The sequence below is a fragment of the Leptotrichia hofstadii genome, from assembly GCF_007990525.1.
Lineage (GTDB): Bacteria > Fusobacteriota > Fusobacteriia > Fusobacteriales > Leptotrichiaceae > Leptotrichia > Leptotrichia hofstadii.
The window spans coordinates 686,831-705,110 of record NZ_AP019823.1 but is presented as its reverse complement, the minus strand read 5'-3'; the positions used below and the strand labels follow the sequence as shown (position 1 = coordinate 705,110).

The 18,280-nt window shown below is 31.4% G+C and carries 15 protein-coding genes; all 15 read right to left on the bottom strand.

Annotation, left to right across the window (positions count from 1 at the left end; translation table 11 throughout):
- Positions 1–7: 7 nt before the first annotated feature.
- The 15 genes from FVE77_RS03345 to FVE77_RS03275 all read right to left on the bottom strand — a co-directional run bounded on the left by FVE77_RS03345 (position 8) and on the right by FVE77_RS03275 (position 18,221).
- Positions 8–1,489 (bottom strand): hypothetical protein, encoded by a 1,482-nt coding sequence (locus FVE77_RS03345; RefSeq protein WP_026745647.1) that lies wholly within the window; start codon positions 1,487–1,489, stop codon positions 8–10.
- Positions 1,490–1,691: 202 nt separating this feature from the next.
- Entirely contained in the window at positions 1,692–2,051 is a 360-nt protein-coding gene (locus tag FVE77_RS03340; RefSeq protein WP_026745646.1) for a YbaN family protein, read from the bottom strand.
- 30 nt (positions 2,052–2,081) lie between these two features.
- Positions 2,082–2,597 (bottom strand): flavodoxin family protein, encoded by a 516-nt coding sequence (locus FVE77_RS03335; RefSeq protein WP_026745645.1) that lies wholly within the window; start codon positions 2,595–2,597, stop codon positions 2,082–2,084.
- Positions 2,542–3,906: a coproporphyrinogen-III oxidase family protein gene (locus FVE77_RS03330; protein WP_051254463.1), complete on the bottom strand. Its 1,365-nt coding sequence runs from the start codon at positions 3,904–3,906 to the stop codon at positions 2,542–2,544. The genes FVE77_RS03335 and FVE77_RS03330 overlap by 56 nt, the downstream gene beginning before the upstream one ends.
- A gap of 6 nt (positions 3,907–3,912) precedes the next feature.
- Positions 3,913–4,692: a DUF2470 domain-containing protein gene (locus FVE77_RS03325; protein WP_026745643.1), complete on the bottom strand. Its 780-nt coding sequence runs from the start codon at positions 4,690–4,692 to the stop codon at positions 3,913–3,915.
- A 46-nt stretch (positions 4,693–4,738) separates the two neighbouring features.
- Positions 4,739–5,602 carry an ABC transporter substrate-binding protein gene (locus FVE77_RS03320; RefSeq protein WP_026745642.1) on the bottom strand — a complete coding sequence of 288 codons (864 nt, stop codon included), beginning with the start codon at positions 5,600–5,602 and terminating at the stop codon, positions 4,739–4,741.
- Between the two features lie 18 nt (positions 5,603–5,620).
- The gene (locus tag FVE77_RS03315) at positions 5,621–6,421 is read right to left on the bottom strand and encodes an ABC transporter ATP-binding protein (protein ID WP_036087650.1); all 801 of its coding nucleotides are present in this window, start codon (positions 6,419–6,421) and stop codon (positions 5,621–5,623) included.
- 1 nt (position 6,422) lies between these two features.
- Positions 6,423–7,403, bottom strand: a complete 981-nt coding sequence (locus FVE77_RS03310) for a FecCD family ABC transporter permease (RefSeq protein WP_026745640.1) — start codon at positions 7,401–7,403, stop codon at positions 6,423–6,425.
- A 409-nt stretch (positions 7,404–7,812) separates the two neighbouring features.
- A complete protein-coding gene (locus tag FVE77_RS03305; protein ID WP_026745639.1) occupies positions 7,813–9,804 on the bottom strand; it encodes a TonB-dependent receptor in 1,992 nt (663 codons plus the stop codon).
- 205 nt (positions 9,805–10,009) lie between these two features.
- Positions 10,010–11,608, bottom strand: coding sequence for a PAS domain-containing protein (locus FVE77_RS03300; RefSeq protein WP_026745638.1), 1,599 nt, complete (start codon positions 11,606–11,608; stop codon positions 10,010–10,012).
- Between the two features lie 334 nt (positions 11,609–11,942).
- Positions 11,943–12,515 carry a hypothetical protein gene (locus tag FVE77_RS03295; RefSeq protein ID WP_231370746.1) on the bottom strand — a complete coding sequence of 191 codons (573 nt, stop codon included), beginning with the start codon at positions 12,513–12,515 and terminating at the stop codon, positions 11,943–11,945.
- 53 nt (positions 12,516–12,568) lie between these two features.
- Positions 12,569–13,165: an ACP phosphodiesterase gene (locus FVE77_RS03290; RefSeq protein ID WP_026745637.1), complete on the bottom strand. Its 597-nt coding sequence runs from the start codon at positions 13,163–13,165 to the stop codon at positions 12,569–12,571.
- Positions 13,166–13,279: 114 nt separating this feature from the next.
- Positions 13,280–14,038 (bottom strand): nitroreductase family protein, encoded by a 759-nt coding sequence (locus FVE77_RS03285; RefSeq protein ID WP_026745636.1) that lies wholly within the window; start codon positions 14,036–14,038, stop codon positions 13,280–13,282.
- Positions 14,039–14,546: 508 nt separating this feature from the next.
- Positions 14,547–17,012 (bottom strand): glycogen/starch/alpha-glucan phosphorylase, encoded by a 2,466-nt coding sequence (locus FVE77_RS03280; RefSeq protein WP_026745635.1) that lies wholly within the window; start codon positions 17,010–17,012, stop codon positions 14,547–14,549.
- Between the two features lie 279 nt (positions 17,013–17,291).
- Positions 17,292–18,221, bottom strand: coding sequence for an IS30 family transposase (locus FVE77_RS03275; protein WP_146967808.1), 930 nt, complete (start codon positions 18,219–18,221; stop codon positions 17,292–17,294).
- Positions 18,222–18,280: the final 59 nt, after the last annotated feature.

Sequence of the window (18,280 nt, the reverse complement as noted above, 5' to 3'; positions counted from 1 at the left end):
GAATAAATTATGAATTTCCAAAAAAATTTTTTAATTTATTAAGTAAATTTGAAGATGTATTTTTTGGTTTTTCTTGCTGTTTTTCAATATTTCCTTCTCCCTCAATAATTTTCAGATTTCTTTGTAAGTTATTCTTCGTAATCGAATATTCTATTTCACCAATTTCCTTATTATTCCTTTTTTTCTCATTTTCAAATAACATCTTTATCGTATTCATATTTTCCTCTTCATAATTTATTTCCAGAACTTCCTTAATTTCATTTCCAAAATAAATCATTTTTGCCTTATTCATTATTGCCTTTGTCAGTTCAAAAATATTATTCTGTGTCAAAATCTTCTCTGCCATCTCAAAACTTTCCAGACTGTTTAAATGTGAATCAAATGCCATTTCAATCATTGCTCGTGCATATCCCAAATCTGCAGAGTTTTTTAAATATTTAAAATAGTTATTCTGTAAATTTGTTTCTGTTTCAGAAAATTTTTGACTTTGCAGTTTTGAAAGTTTATAGAAAGATTTATAATTCTCATTTTTTGCAGATATTTTGTACCATTTTATCGCATCGTAAAGATTGCTTTGGTGTTCACTGTACTTTCCAAGCTGATAAGATGTTTCTGATCGTATTTGTTTCAGAAAATTATTTTTAAAAATCCTTTTTAGTTTTTCATATTTATCAAATTCTGTAAATTTTCCATAATATTTAGCCAGTTCTACATTTCCATATTCACTATATTCAATTGATCTTTTATAAAATTTTTCTGCTTTTTCTATTTCTCCCAATTTCTCAAGATTTTTAGCGTTTTCCACAAACTTTATGTACTCCCTGCTCTTTTCATCTCCAAGCATACATTTAACATTGTATAAAATTTCTTTTGTTAAATACAAAATCTGGCTTTCATTCAGCAGCTTATTCTGAATTTCCTTTATTTTTTCATTATCATTTCTCCAAAAATAATATTTGGCAAATTCATACAGATTTTTAGCACTCTCGCCGTATTGCAGCAAATAATAAAAATATCCATCTATTGCCCAGAAATTTTGTTCTCTTATCGCAAAATAAAATAGCTTCATAACAGACTTCTCAGAAAAATTAAAACTGGTAACATACCAGTTTCTAGCCAAATTCACATTCCCGCTCTCTTCTTCCAGCCTCCCTAAATAATATCCAGCCTTCACAACCCCATTTTCAAATGCAATATATAAATTACTCTCTGCCTTGCTCAAATCCCCTTCACAGAAGTAATAATACTTCCCAAGCTCATAATACCCCATCCGATGAAGTCCCTTCATCTCTTCCAGAATATTTTTTGCTTTCTCAAATTCTCCCTTTTTTATAAGATCATTAACTTTCTTAATATTCTGATTGTACTCAAAAACATTCTTTTCTTCATCTACAACACTTTTTGTCTTTCTTTCCAATTCCTCCAAAGTCCGAATATTCACAAAAATATTTCCAAGTCTTTGATTTATCGCTCTTAAATAATTTTTCATCTTACTATTTTCCCCATATTTTATTTATTAATTTTTTTGCTATTATATCATATTTTTAAAAAAAATTTATCATTAAATATTCAAGTAAGTAGTCTTTATTTGGAAGTTTTATTTTAAGTTTTTTTAGTTAATAATTTTTATTTCTTAAATTTTACTTTTTCAGGTTATTTTAAGCAATAGAAACAAAAGTCTTTTCCTTTCTTTAAAATTTTGTTTTTATTTTAAAAATAAAATAGTAATATTTAAAAACTTCCAGCAAAACAAGCGTTCCCCTAATATAATGATTACTAAACCTAATTATTGGAAATAACATCATTGCACTAGAAAAAAGTAGTAATGTTATTTTTGTTTTCAATCTCATACTTCTATTTTTTTCAAAGTCTTCCAGATGATTTTTATACAGCTTTGTTGATTTGAACCATCCATCAAATCGCCTTGAGCCCTTTGCAAAGCAGAAGCTAGCTAATAATAAAAATGGTGTCGTCGGCAATCCTGGTAGAAAAGCTCCTATAAATCCCAATGCTACTGCCAGTAATCCTGCGATTACATAAATTATTTTCACAATTTATCCCCCTTATTTTTATTCTTAATTTTACAATCCTCCAAATATTCTCTTAGCATTTTCAATATCCTTTTCGTCTGGATGTTTTGCCGCTTCTGCCCATCTGGCTTCTCTTTCTGGAGTGACTGCAAAAGGCCCAGCTATCCCCTGTTTTGTCATTTCTCGAAATTTATTTATTAAATTGGGATCAATCGCCCCTTGACATACAAATGTTTTTTCTACAATGTTTCCATTTTTTTCCAATGATTTTTTTATTTCCTGAAAGCAGTTTTTTGCCCTGTCTGTTTCTGGATTTCCACCCATTGTTACAAAAAGTCCAAGTTTTTTATTTTTTAGATTAGTCAAAAACTCTTTGGATTTTTCATCAATCTCGCCTTTGTCAATCCAGCCACCAATAATAATTTTCTCAAATTCATTCATATTTACAGTGTTTATTTCGTTTACATCCACTATTTTTTTATCTGTATCCTTTAAGGCTGAAAAAATGGCATCAGCTATTTTTCTTGTGTTTCCTGTTGATGTGGAAAAGACTACTAGACTTGACATCCTTTGCACCTCCTAAACATTTTTTTAATATTGTTGCACTTATGTTGTTTCCCCAGAAAATTCCTTCTGGCATGAGTTCTGTGTGAGTTTCATGAATTTTCAAGTATCCTTTTTTTTCAAAATTTTCAAAAATCTTATAAATTTCATTAAACATTTCATCGGAAACATATTCTTTTAATTTGTCAAAATAAACTTTCGGATACTGTAAAAGTCCACTTATTCGTTTCATCTTCATTTCATTTTCATCTGAAGAAATCGCATAAAATGCCTTATCCTGACTCAATCTGAAGATTTCAAAATTATCAATTTTCCCGCCTGCACCTACTCCAATCGGCAGAATATCCTTCCCTTGATGTGTATTTCTTATATATCTATACTCATCCCTTCCTTTTCTAACAATTTTTGTATGCTCCATCACTTCATATTCTCCACTTTCAAGCATACTTTTGAGAAAAGCATCATGCAGTTCAAAGTCTTTTTTCAGTTCATAATTCAACTCCAATGTGTTATTTCGTATATCCTTAGACATTTGAGAGCCTTCATAAATCATAAGCGAATAAAAACTTGTGCTATCTATTTTGAGATCCTTCACGATTCTCGCATCTTCCAGCACTTCCTCAACTGTTTCATCGGGATAATTATAAATTATATCAGTACAAACCATTCCACTAAAACTCTCTTTAAGATTTCTCAATCTTTTTACCGTTTCCTCCTTTGAAAAAGTCCTGTTCAAAATCTTCCTTCCTCTGTCAGAAAAAGTCTGAATTCCAACACTTAGCCGATTTACTCCGCCTTTTTCCAGAACTTTTATTTTCTTTGGATTCAAATTATGCAATGTTGTTTCAAATGTAAATTCACAGTCATCTGTTAAAATGAAATTATCATTTATAGCCTTTAAAATTCGTTCCAGCTGATGTTCCTTATAAATAGTCGGTGTTCCACCACCAAAGAAAATTACATTTATTTTTTTACTTTTCATATAAGGCGTCTTTCCGTATTTTTCAAATTCTGAAACAAGAAAATTTGTGTAATCTTCCAAATCATTGTCAATCTGCTTTCGGTTCAAGTTGCAAAATGAACAGATTTTATCACAGTATGGAGTATGGACGTAAATTGTTCCAAGTTCATTTTCCGCAGGTTTCTCCATCCTTTCCAGCAACTCTGCTTCTGTTCCAAATTTCTTATTTTTCCGAAAATAATCTGACACAATCCCTACCGAATCATTATGTGACTTAAATCTCTTTGGAAAAATTCCCTGCTCCTCTAGATTTGGCTCTGAAATTTTACCTTCTCGCATTTCCTTTGGCATTTCTTTTCAGCTGTTTTCTGACGCTCCCAACATAACTTCCACAACTCTTCTGTCCTTTGTGATATCAAAAGCCTGTCTAGGTCCCTTCACATATTTTCCACTTATCAATTTTGCTCTTACTAGATGAAAAACTGGCACGTTTCTAGTCATTTGTATTGAAAAGTCATTTTTCTGAAATTCGTCCAAAATTTCGTTATAGTAATCATTTTTTTCTAAAAACTGAATTTCTACATTGTATGTAACTCTTTGTCTCATTGATGGAACCATTGCCTGTCCTTCATCCTGAATAAACAGCAAACTTGCTTTCCCATTTTTCTTAAAATTTTCAAAATAGACTTCTGTTTCATTGATATACAGATAACTGTCCCCATGATACTTAAAAAATGGTGCATAACTTGCATTCGGCTCTCCTTCTTCTGATACAGTTCCAATTATAACCGATTTAAAGTTTCCAATAAAATCACTTATTTCCATTTTCATTTTTTCCTCTTCCTGGTGTCCCTTGTCCTTGTAATGTTCGGGTGCAGGCACATTCAAAGCTTTTCTCGCAATTTTTGCCATTTTTATCATTTCCAGATGGATTCCTTTAAAATCAGTCTTTTTCGTAAATTTAATCTGAACTCTCTCATTTCCGTTTACAAGCAAAGTCATTCCCTCTTCATTCACATCAATCAACTTCGCTTCCTTCACATCTTCTCTCTTGCAAAAATGCCTTACATACAAAGGCAAAACATCCCCATGATCGTTATTCATATGATCCAAAATTCTTTCTATGCTTATATCCATTTTTTTCACTCCTTCTATTTTGATTTAATAAATTATCCTCAAATTCTTACTTTGCAACCGCTTTTGCAATTTCTTCAATCTGATCAATAGTTCTTGGCGAACCTCTTAAAATCTGCGATGAATTTACAACAATAAATTTGCTGTTTTTTATTGCATTTACGTTTTTTAACTGTGGATTTGTAGCCACAATTTGAGATGGGTTTGGTAATAATGTAATTATGATGTCTGGATTTTCCTTTATTATAAATTCAGGCGTTACAATCGGATTTCTCCCCTTCTGATTTTCTGCGATATTCTTAATATTCAGTAATTTCATTATGTCATTTGGTAAATTATCGTTTCCAAATACCATAAGCGGGGAAGCTGACATAACAAACAGCCCTTTTTTATTACCGGTTGCTATCTTTTTAATTTCTTCCAGCTTTACTTTTTTTTCAGCAATTATTTTATTTGCTTCATTTTCTTTCCCAAGCATTTTTGCCACTTCCAAAAAATTGGTAAATATTTCTTCTATCGAATTTGCCTGAACTCTTTTTGCCTCAATATTATTTGATTTAAGCCCATTATTCAGCTCCTCGCCTGTAAGGGCTGACATTATAACCAAATCAGACTTTAAGGCGATTATTTTTTCAAGCGACGGCTTCATAAAAGTTCCCACGCTCTCAAGTTTTGCAACCTTTTCTTCAGGCCATACCTTTGAACGCTCCAAATTAGCAACTCCCACGATTTTATCTTCTGCTCCAAGCATATAAATCATTTCAACAGCCGCAGGATCCAGCACAACAATCCTATTATATTTTTTATTTTCCCCCTTTTTACCATTTTCATCATTTTTCTTTGAACAAGAAATTATAAACATTGAAATAATTAGCAATGCCAAATAAAAAGAATTTCTTATTATTTTTTTCATTTTTCCAATCCTTTCCTATTAAATTTTTTTAGGTATTACATACAAAAATCCGCTATTTTCCACAATTTCACATTCAAATCCATAAATTTCAGAAAAAATCTCCTTTTTGTAAAGCTCCTTTGGACTCCCTGAATATGCAATTTTTCCATTTTTTAAAAACATCACATTATCACAATACATTGAAGCCAGATTCAAATCATGCAAAACCATAACAGCCGTAATCTTTTTCTCCTTCACAAAATCCGATGTAAGCTTCATAATTTCAAGAGCATAATTCATATCCAATGCAGAAGTCGGCTCATCCAGTAGAATAATACTCGTTTCCTGCACTAATGCCCTTGCCAGCAGAACACGCTGAAATTCTCCACCCGAAAGTGAAAAAATCAATCTGTCCCTAAATTTTTCAAGTCGCAACTTTTCCAAAATCTCATTTACCTTCCGCTCATCTTCCTTATCAAACCCAATCCATTTATTCTTAATATGTGGCGTACGTCCCATATAAATCATTTCGATTACACTTATCGGCATATTCAAAGCCGACTTTTGAGGAACAAAACTTATTATTTTTGCCATTTCCTTAGAACTATATAAACTGATATTTTTATCAGAAATCTCAATATTCCCAGTTTCTATAGGAAAATATTTCAAAATCATTTTCAAAAACGTCGATTTTCCACTCCCATTTGCACCAAGAATCCCGACAAATTCACCTTTTTTTATATTTATATTTAATCCATCAATTATCTTTTTTTGGGAATTATCATAGCTAAAACTTACATTTTTTATCGAAATTTCTGAATTATTATTTCCACTACTCATCCTATCCACCTTTTTTCCTTCTTATCGCCAAATATAGAAAAAATGGTGCTCCAAAAAATGAAGTTACCTCTCCTATCGGAATTTCTGTTGGTGCTAAAATTGTACGTCCAATCGTATCACAAATCAGCAAAAATAGCCCTCCACCCAATGTTGCTAACGGCAGTAGCCTAGTATTGCTTCCACTTTTTAGCACAAGCCTTACTGTATGCGGTGCAATAAGCCCGACAAATCCTATCATTCCAGTAAATGCCACAGAAAAACCGACAATCAGTGCCGAAACAATCAATAAATTCCTTTTCAGCCTATCCACATTCACTCCAAGCGAATGTGCCTCTTCATCTCCACTCATCAGTAAATCCAGCTCATATCTTTTTAAATAAAAATAAACAACAGAAACTAAAAGTGGTATCATAAGAACTCCGATTTTCAGCCAAGAAGCACTTCCCATATATCCCATCATCCACGTTACTATTCTAAAAGAATCCTGCCCAATCAAATACATGCTGAACGACGTAAATGCCCCTAAAAAAGACGAAATTGCAATCCCAACAATTAAAAGCACCGCCACATCCGTCTTAGTCCTGCTTCTCGAAATTCTAAAAATTATCAACGCCACGATAACCGATACAATAAATCCACAAATTCCATACATAACATCAGGAAAATTAAAGATATATGCAATAACCGCTCCAAGCGTAGCACTAGCCGAAATACCAATTATATAAGGATCCGCCAACGGATTCTGAAAAACCGACTGCACAACCGTCCCCGAACTAGCCAGCAACATTCCAATCAGCACCGCCATAATAATTCTCGGCAACCTCACATTAAATATTATCGATTTTACAGATTCATCCCTCATTTTCACGCCTAAAAAACTTCTAAATATATCTTTTGCCGAAATATTCACAGTTCCTATTTCCAAAGATAAAAATGCCACTACAATTATAAAAATTATTAATACCAAATATATTTTCCACATATTTTTATCAATTTTTATATATTTCTTTTTCTTATTTTGAATTTTCATATTTTACTTTAATCCTTGTCCATAAGTTAAAAGTTTTTATAAATATTTTTTCTATAAACAAAATTAATCATATTTTTATTATAATAATAACTATTGCAATACAAACTAATTTCCAAGCAAAATTTCGTTAAAAGAAAAATAGTTGTTTGAGCTTTTGAAATAACTTTTATTGCGAAAGAGAGCATGGCGTCTGATGCCCTTACGTTAAAAAGAAATTATAAATATAAACGAAAAAATAATTATTAACTAAAATATTTTAAAACTTAGTACAATAACTTATATAAAAAATTTATTTATAAAATACAGCCAAACAACTTTATAACAATTGCTTGACTGTCGCTTTCCGTATTTAAAATCATTTCTAGAAGTTGTAACTTACACCAACATAATATGTTCTTTCAGATTCTGGAATATATGAATCTCCATTTTTATATCTGTAATATTTTTTATCGAATAAGTTTTTAACTCCTGCTTGGACTCCTAAACCTGTTTTATGAGCATAACTTACTCCTAAATCTGTTGTAGAATAACCTTTTATTTTTTCATAGTTTCCATCTACAGAATTTGAGAAGTAATTGAGGTCAGCTGTTAGGTTTAATCCTGTCAGAACTTCGTAATTTGCTCCTAAAGTTGCTTTTGTTTTTGATACATATGGTATTTTTTTGTTTTTATCTGTACCTTTGCTAATTTTTGCATCCACATAAGAAACTGACTCATTTAGTCTAAATGTCCCAAAATATTGTTCTGCAAACAACTCTACTCCTTTTCTTTCTGTTTCCTGCAAGTTTTTATATGTCCAGTTTAATCCATGTCCGCCTGGCATATTAATTAAAATTTCATCATTTTTCTTAGTATAAAATCCTGTCAAGCTTACAAATGAAGGTCCAATCATATCTTTTATACCAATTTCATAAGTATCGTATTTTTCAGACTTCAGATTGTTTAGTACATATCCTCTTGTAGTTGATTTATCAACCATTTCCGTTGGACTTGGAGATCTGTACCCTCTTTCATATTTTGCATAGACATTTCCTGTATCAGAATATTTAAAATTCAATCCTGTTTCATAAGCATTATTGCTTTTTTTAGTGTTTTTATTTATAACATTTCTTCCATCTGTTCTGTGAATATCGTAATCAGCATGTTCGTATCTGTAACCTAAAGTTCCCTCAAGCTTGTCCGTAAGAGAATGTCTTCCTTGAATAAACGCTGAATGAGTATTTTTTTGCAAATCAATGTCTACAGTAGATGTTGGGAATAATCTTCTGTTTCTCATATACATTGCACCATAAGAACTTCTGTTTGAATTATTTTTTATATATTCGTATCCAAAGATTACATTTCCTGAACCATAGTTATATTTACCTTTTAAGTCAATGCCAGTTTTTCTATCTTTAAACTGTCCATCAGTCTTATGAGTCATTCTTCCAGCTGGAGCTTCCTGATCATAATCTCTAATTGTTTTCTGATTGTATCCTAACAATGAGAAAGTTAAATTGTCAGTAGGCTTAATTTCATAATTTAGGCTGTATTCTGTTCTATCCAAATCAGATTCTGTCAAAGTTGTTCCTGCCTGTTTTCTATCATTATTTAACTGAGTTTTAGTTATACCGTCAGATTCTTTTGATTCTTCCTTGTATCTTGTAGCTTTAAATCTTAATGTCTGATTATCAGCGATGTTATATGTAAATCCACCTCTTAAATTCTCACCATCTCTTTTGTCCCCACGTCTATACCCATTTCCATTAATATTTTCATATCCCAAATCTAACAAGAAATTATCTGCAAATTTTATGCTTGTTCCAAATCCAAATTTATTTGTATCAAATGAGCTGTTTTGATAGTAAACCTTATTTTTTACAGGCTCTTCCTGCGTTTTCTTTGTAATTACATTAATTACTCCACCAGCAGTTCCTCCACCGTAAAGTACAGTCCCTCCACCGTTAATAATTTCTATTTTTTCAATATCTTCAACTGAAATTGAATTTAGAGGTAAAATTGCATGTGACATATCAAGTATGTTTAAAGGAGACCCATCCACAAGAACTTTTACATTTTTAGCAGCTCCCTGAACTCCCTGCCCTCTTACATCCACAATATATCCAAATCCATTATTAACAAAATTTATACCTGGTGTACGTTTCAATATCTCTTCTATAGTATTATACCCTTTGTTGTGTATATCCTGAGCCGTTACAATTGTAGTGTTCTTAATTTGATTGCTCTGCACATCATCAAATCCCGTGGCTGTTACTACTGATTCTTCCAATTTTACATTAAATGTGTCATTATCATCTCCAAATGCCATCATTCCAACTGCAATAAAACTTAAAATCGCTAATTTTTTTAACATGTTTTCCTCCTCATTCTAAATAAGTATCTTTTAATTTCAGCTAATTTTTTCTCCAAAAATACTTTGATTATAAAAATATTTTACTATAAAATATTATCGTTGTCAATATTTCGTTTTTATAGATATTTAAAAAATATGTTAAAAAAAGTATCCAAATGATATTATCAAACAGATACTTTTTCTTTATTTTTAATAAATTTAAAACCTATTTATTCTCTTCCTCGTCAATTTTAGCCTCGATCATCATGATCAAATAATCAAGTTCCAGTTCCCCACGCATTGCAATCATTTGAAGAGTCGCTATTTTAGACATCATCATATATTGAACAGGATCTAAAAGACGTTTATATTCTGGAGAAATTAATGGCATATATTCTTTAATATACGGATATTTTTTAACAATATCGCCTATTACAGTTTTTGCAGTCAAATTATATTTGCTTGTAAATACTTCACCAGCTTCTTCTTTTTTTTCATCTTTAACTTTATTTTCCCAAGTCACAAGTTTTCTTTCTCCTGTAAGACTTCTAATTCTAGTAACATCCTGCATCATTTCCAGAACACCTTTAAACACTCCATTTTCATCTCTTACAGCCACATAATAGATATAAATGAATTTTCCACGCATTTCTAGCCAAAAATCAATCTCGTCCTGCTCCCCTTTTCTAAAAGCGTCTATTATTTCCAGTACCGAACTGACGCTTTCTCTTGGATGGCAGTTTTTAACATCACGCCCTATAACTCCTGCACTTCTTGGGAAAACCCTATGTTTAGTGTCCGTATAGAATTTCACAATTTCATTTTCATCCACAAAAGACAAGTCCACAGGCATATGCTGAAAAATAAGATTAATCTGTTCAAGCGTTAATTTCCCCTGCTTCACATCAAAAACTTCATTTTCATTATTTTGGCTTCCCATATTATATTTTGCCATAAGACTTGCAAGGTCATTCATAAAGTTTCCAGCATTTTGATTATTTTCAATAGTGTTTTCTAATTTTACAGTTTCCTCTTTTATGCTCTGAATACTCTTGTCATCTTGTTTCTCATTATTTTCAGGATAAAATCCAGTTGGCTTATCAATCAGGAAATATCCAATTTCGTCATCTCCTGCACGCATTTGCTTAAATTCTTCTTCACTAATCATTTTCATCGAAGTTGGAAAAAGCACTTCTTCTTCCTTATGCATAATATCAAGCGTCAATTCCCACACATTTTCCTGTTTTTCCAAAAATTCTTCAATTTTATCATTTTCAAGTAATTTATATGCTTCACTTATGCTATCTCTCACGTTATTATCAAAGCTCCACATTATTCTTGATGGACGGTCAAACCCTTTTTTCTCTAATATTGAAAATAATTGATGCTGTTTTCTTGCAAGATGTGTGGGGTTAAATTGAGATAATTTTTCATAAAGTTCAAGCCATCTGTTCTTTATAAACTTTTTCCCAAACTCTTCTTTCATTTCCGCAATCAGCTTTCTAGCTGCTTCATTTTCCAAAATATACGTATTTATCGGATGCCCCTCAGGCAAGTCAAATTCATCCTTCACAATAATATCCTCAAAAAGCCCTAAAACATCATTCATCTTATCATGAACCGTATTATCATCAAATCCAAGTTCTTTAATTTTCTGCTCTGAATAAGCAAATTCGCTTGCCGTCATCTTGTCAAAATTCTCTTTTATTAATTTTTTAGTAGCCTCAAAGTCAGTCTTTCCTTCAATATAATCTTTTTTTATTTGAGTCATTTTCTCAATTTTTTCAAGATCTAATTTCAGATAATTTTTCATATCCTGTGCCATAATAACCACCTTCTATTTTTTATAATCTTTTTTCAACCAAATAAAACTTTTTTGTTAAAATTTTAAAATCAAATTTTATATAATTTTACTGCTTAAATAATATACACATAGTAACACTTCATGCCAAATTTTTAAATTATAGCTATTCTTATCTGCACTCAGAAATATTTATTTTGCTAATTTGACAAAAAAGATTCAATTATATTTTGATTCTCAAACCTATTTTAACATATTTGCAGAAAAAAAAGTGTGATAAACAACACACTTTTAATAACTTTTATATAAAAATCCAAAAAATATCAAACTTACTAATCACTCTATCAAAATAAATACATTATTTTACAACTTGCCATTTATTGTCGCTGCCCTTTACAAATTTAACTGTTGATGTTGCTAAATTTATTTTCTTAGTTTTTTTCAAATAATCATATTGTAATTTTATATATTTTTCAATATCAACTTCCACTTCATCCTTGCTATTATCAACTTTTGTTACATATTTGCTCGCATTGTCTCCTAAATACTTATCCAAAGCCTTTTCATCGTATCCTTTTACTAAAAATACAACTTCCCCGTTATTCCCATTTTCATTCACTTGATATACAGAAACTTCAAATTGTTCAATAAGCATCGTATTTGACTCTTCCCATTGTTTCTTTAATGCTGAATTATTTGCTTTTGCTACATATTTATCCACATCTGGATTTATTGACTTCAACATCTTTCTTGAGCCGTAATTTGATATTTCCTGCAAAGCTTTTGCATAATCTGTTGCAGCTGTTTTCAATGAATCATACTTCTTAACTTGCGCGGCTTCCTTTGTAGACGGTGCCGCATTCACTATATTTGGTACAGCCGCCAGCCCTCCTAGAACCATTAATCCCATCAATATTTTTTTTACTTTCATAAACTTCACCATTCTCCTTCTTTCTCCAATTTATAAAATCAATTTTTTCTTATTCACATATTTATAAATTTTTTTATACTTTTTTCTTTTACATAAAAAAATTCTTTTATAGATTTTTCTTCAAAGGAACTGTAATTTTTTTCCAGCTCCTCTACAGCCATCCTTAAAATTTCCCCTTTTCTGACTCTTTTAGAAATTCCATAAAACGCCCGCTCCAAAAAATCTATATCTTTATAATTAGACATTACTTTCTCATTTTTAATCCATGTAAATGTTCCTGCGAATTTTTTTGAAAAAAAACTTTGATTTTTAGATATATTATACAGTATTTTCTTTTCAATATTATTAATATTTTCATTGAATAGCCTATCAAAATTTTGAGCTAAAAAATGATCGATAAACATATCTGACACAATCCCTTTAAAAATCCCAAATTTTTCCGCAAGCAGTTCATTCAGGAAATTCTCATTCCTGTCAGAAATTCCATCAATTATCCGATGCAGGACAATTCCCTCTTTCAATTCTTCAGGAAGTTCTATTTTATTAATTAGTCCCTTATAAAAATCTCCCGCAAAATTTCCATATAATGTCTTTTTATTTTCCTGCTCATCAATTTCGAGCGAAATTAGTGAATGTGCTAAAAAATTCATAATCTTTTCTCTTTCCCACTTTACTTTTAAAACTAAACCAGATTAAATGATAAAAATTAAATAAATTTATAATTTCTCCTATTTTTCATTTAATTAAAAAAAATATTTTCTTAATTATTTCTCGTCCAATTCATCAGCAAATTTAAATCCTTGACCTTCCAAGTCCTGTTTTGATGTGTTATAGAAATTTTCATATATTCTTACAATCATTTCCTTGTACGAAGGTAATTGTGGTGTTCCATTTTCTTCACGCCAAGCCACTGTGTCTTTTTCGTGAAATTCCACTCCTTCCTCCACTTTTTTCGCATCATAGGTGTCTTCAAACACAAATGTATCTAATGGAACTCTTGGTTTTACTCTAGTTAATTTTCTTTCCACAGGCACTCCAAGTGTGCTTCCTACTATTGGGAATACATATTCTGGTAATCCAAGCATTTTTATAAATTCTTTTGTTTCTTTTCTAATTGCACCAATCACAGTACTTCCATATCCAAGAGCAAGAGCTGCCGTCTGCAAGGCATTTACAACAATTCCCGCATCTACTGCACCAACTAGAATTCCATCCGCAGATTTTGGAGCGATATTTCTCTTGCCAAGAGAATTTGATGCATAAACTCCACGATGAAAATCAACCAATACAAATACAAAAGCGTCAGCCTGTGCAATATGCTTCTGTCCTCCACAAAGTTCTGCAATTTTTGCCAATTTTTCCTTATCTCTTACAACAATCAATGAAGTTTGCTGTCCATTAACTGAATTCGCAGCTCTTTGAGCTGTTGCAAGTATTGTCTTCAAATCTTCTTCTTTTATCTTTTCTCCTGTAAATTCCCTTACAGAACGTCTATTTTGCAATTGTTTTATCAATTCATTCATTCAAATCACTTCCCTTTTTTTTAGTTTATTTAATTAATGTTATCACATTATATTTGTATTGTCAAACTATAACAAAGTCATTAAAAAATTATAACTATTAAGTCTATATTCTAGTATTACCCACTTTTATCAGTTCAGCATAAATAATACTATTTCCCATTCAAGTAACAGAAATCAGAAAATCCATGGAATTAGAGTCTTTTTTAGAAGATTATACTATTATATAATCTATGTGGCTGTTAAAATATTCTTTTAATTAAATTTAATCATTAAGTATCCGTCTTAAAGACTTTTATAATTTTATTTATAAGTATTATGATTAATAATAGTTTTTTCTATTTTTGAAATGGGATTTAGTATTATATAATTATCGAACAGGTTAACAGAATATAACTAAAAAAACTGCTTCATAATGAAGCAGTCCTTATTTTCCAGCCTGTCTAAATTTTTTCAGAATTAACTTTACTTCAGTATTGGTAATTTTAGAGCTGTTTTTTACATAAGAAAATTAATCTTCTATATAATCTTGAACTTCAACTGGCTCAATGTTCCAAATTTCTTTTGCATATTCGGCAATTGTTCTGTCTGAACTGAATTTACCTGCATTTGCAATATTTTTAAGAGCTTTTCTAGTCCATTCTCTTTTATCTTTGAAGGCATTTTGAAGCCTATCTTGAGCTTCTCTATACGATGCGAAATCTTTTAATAGGAAATATACATCCGGACGAGAACCATCTACTCCGTATAATAATGAATTTTGTAGTTCTCTGAAGATTCCTGTATGATTATCGTCATAAGTTCCGTCACCTAACTGATCCACAACTTTTTTAAGTCCTTCTACGCTGTTATATTCGTCAAATGGATTATACCCTCCATGTGCTTGATAATTTTCAACTTCCTGTGCAGAAAGTCCAAAGATAAAGGCATTGTCAAGTCCAACTTCTTCAACGATTTCCACATTTGCTCCATCCATTGTTCCAAGAGTTAATGCACCGTTTAGCATAAATTTCATATTACCAGTTCCAGAAGCTTCCTTACTTGCTGTAGATATTTGTTCTGATACATCTGCTGATGGAAATATTTTTTCTGCAAGTGAAACTCTGTAGTTTTCAAGGAATACAACTTTGATTTTTCCGTTAATGTCGCTGTCGTTATTTACTTTTTCTGCAACGGCATTGATTAATTTGATAATTCCTTTTGCACGTCTGTATCCAGCAGCTGATTTTGCTCCAAAGATAAATGTTCTTGGCTCAACATCCAAATACGGATTTTCTTTTAATCTGTTGTACAGGTCCATAATATGAAGTACATTTAATAGCTGTCTTTTATACTCGTGCAGTCTCTTAACTTGAATATCAAAGATAGAATGAGGATTTACTTCGATTCCTGTAGTATCTTTTATATATTTAGCCAATCTTTCCTTATTATGCAATTTGATTTCAGAAACTCTATTTAATATGTTGTCATCATCTAAGTATTGCTCCAATTTTTTAAGTTCATATAAGTCTGTAACCCACTTGTCTCCAATTAACTCAGTAATTAACGCTGCTAATTCAGGATTTGCTTTTAATAGCCATCTTCTTTGAGTAATTCCATTTGTTTTATTTAGGAATTTTTCAGGATATAATTCATTCCATTCTTTTAATTCACTGTTTTTAAGAATTTCTGTATGCAGTGCCGCAACTCCGTTTACTTTGTGCGATCCTACGATTGCAAGCCATGCCATTCTAACTTGTCCATTTCCAATGATTGACATTTTGTTGATTCTTTCCCAATCTCCTGGATATTTTTGCTGTAATTCTGCGACAAATCTTCTATTGATTTCTTCGATAATTTGATAAATTCTTGGAAGTAATGGCTGGAATAGTGAAATATCCCATTTTTCCAATGCTTCTGACAAGATTGTATGGTTTGTGTAAGCAAATACATTTTTACAAATATTCCAAGCTTCATCCCATCCTAATTTTTCCTTATCCAGAAAAATTCTCATCAATTCAGGAATTGCAACTACTGGGTGAGTGTCATTTAACTGAATTGCAACTTTGTCTGCAAATTTAGAAAAATCGTTTCCAAATACAGATTTATATCTTCTGATAATATCTTGCAATGAAGCCGATGTAAAGAAGAACTGCTGTTTTAATCTTAATTGTTTTCCATCTTTTTCAGTATCATTTGGATACAGTACTCTTGAAATATCTTCAGCTTGAACTGCTTTTGCAGAAGCTTGTAAATAAGTCTGATCATTGAATAATTTTAAGTCAAATCCTTCAGGAGATCTTGCTTCCCACAATCTCAACGTATTTACAGTATCGTTTCCATAACCGATAACTGGCACATCATAAGGTACAGCATGAACTGTTTCCGTATTTACACGTTTAAAGTATTCTTTCCCAAATTCATCACGATGAACCTCAATTTGCCCGCCAAATTTTACTTCAAATACTCTGTCCATTCTTTTGATTGACCAAGGATCCCCATATTTTGTCCAGTCATCTGGATATTCCATTTGGAACCCATTTTCGATTTTTTGCTCAAACATTCCGTATTTGTATCTAAGTCCATATCCATGTCCTGGTAATGCCAATGTTGCAAGCGAATCTAGAAAACATGCAGCAAGTCTTCCAAGCCCTCCATTTCCAAGTCCTGCATCCATCTCACGGTCTTCAATTTTGTTAATATCTACGCCTAATTCATTCAATGTTTCTTTTATAACGTCATTAATTTGCAAATTAATCAGATTATTCCCCAAAAATCTTCCCATTAGGAATTCTGCTGAAAAATAGTACGTTTGTTTTACCTGTTTCTTAGCATAAGTTTTTTTAGTATTGTACCATTTTTCCATTGCGTAGTCCAAAGCTACTTTTGAAATCGCATTATATAACTCAAATTCATGAGCTTCTTCAAGAGTTTTCCCATATTGCCTTCTCAGTTCCCTAAGAATATTGTCCTTTAATTCAGCTTTGTCAATTTTCATATTTCCTCCTAAATATTTTATTTCCACTTCACTTTACCACTTTTTTAGCATTATTTCAATACTTTTTGTTAAAATTAATATCATTTATCCATTATCTTAATTTTGTATAATGAATATTCTAAACTTTATTCTTAATATTATTCAGTTAAATCGCCTTTTTTGACTTACTCTTATAAAATAAAACTTTCTTATATAAACAATACGTTAAGTAAAAAAAGATAAATTTGCTTTCCTTACCATAAATTGCAATATTAATTGCGACATTTTACCAAATTTTTTTTAAAAACTAATTTCGTGTAAAAATTTTTCAAATGGCGTTGCATAGTTTAAACATTTTCTTGGTCTTGAGTTTATCAGCATTAAGGTTCTTATCAAGTCTTCTGTGTCTATTTTTGATATGTCGGTCTTCTTTGGGTAAAATTCTCTTAGAAGGCCGTTGCTGTTTTCATTGCAGCCTCTCTGCCATGAGCAGTAAGGATCTGCAAAATAGAAATCTATTCCCATCTTCTCCACTTCTTCCCAGCATGAAAATTCCTTCCCCCTGTCTGATGTGAAAGTCTTGAATGCTCCTTCTGGAATACCGGCTGTCAGCCGTCTTATTGCTTCCAGCATTGAACTTTTACTTCTATCTTTCATCTTTATTGCCACATAAAACCGTGTCTTCAATTCCACAAATGTCGCAAAGCAGGCTTTGCTTTCTCCTCTTGCTGAAACTACCGAGTCCAGCTCCCAATGCCCAAAAACTTCTTTTTTCCTGACTTCTTCCGGTCTGTCGCCAATTGACTTCCCAATATTGAATTTTCCTCTCGTCTCCTTAGTTTTCGCTTTCTTTCCTTTTCTTCTCAAGACATTCAGGGAAACATCCAGAAAATTACTGTACAGCCAGTTATAGATAGTTTTAAATGACAGTCTCCCCTTTAGTTCCCTGCCAGCAATTTGTTCAGGCGACCAGGTTTTGCAGAGCCTGTCCTCTATCAGATTTTTCAATTCAGTAGTAATTTTTGAGTTTCTTCCTTTATTAGCAGATTTTGTACTGGCATCTGCCTGAGCATTCTCAGAAGAGTATTCGCCATCAATTCTTTTGATTTCACGGTAAATGGTAACCCTGTGCCTGTTAAGGATTTTGGCAATTTTAGAAATTCTGTAATTTTCTTTTAGTAGGACCTCTAGTTTATTTCTTTCATTTATGGTAAAATATTTATGGCTCATGATATATTTCCTTTCGTTAATGTTTTTGTCGTTACTAACATTTTAACACGAAATTATCA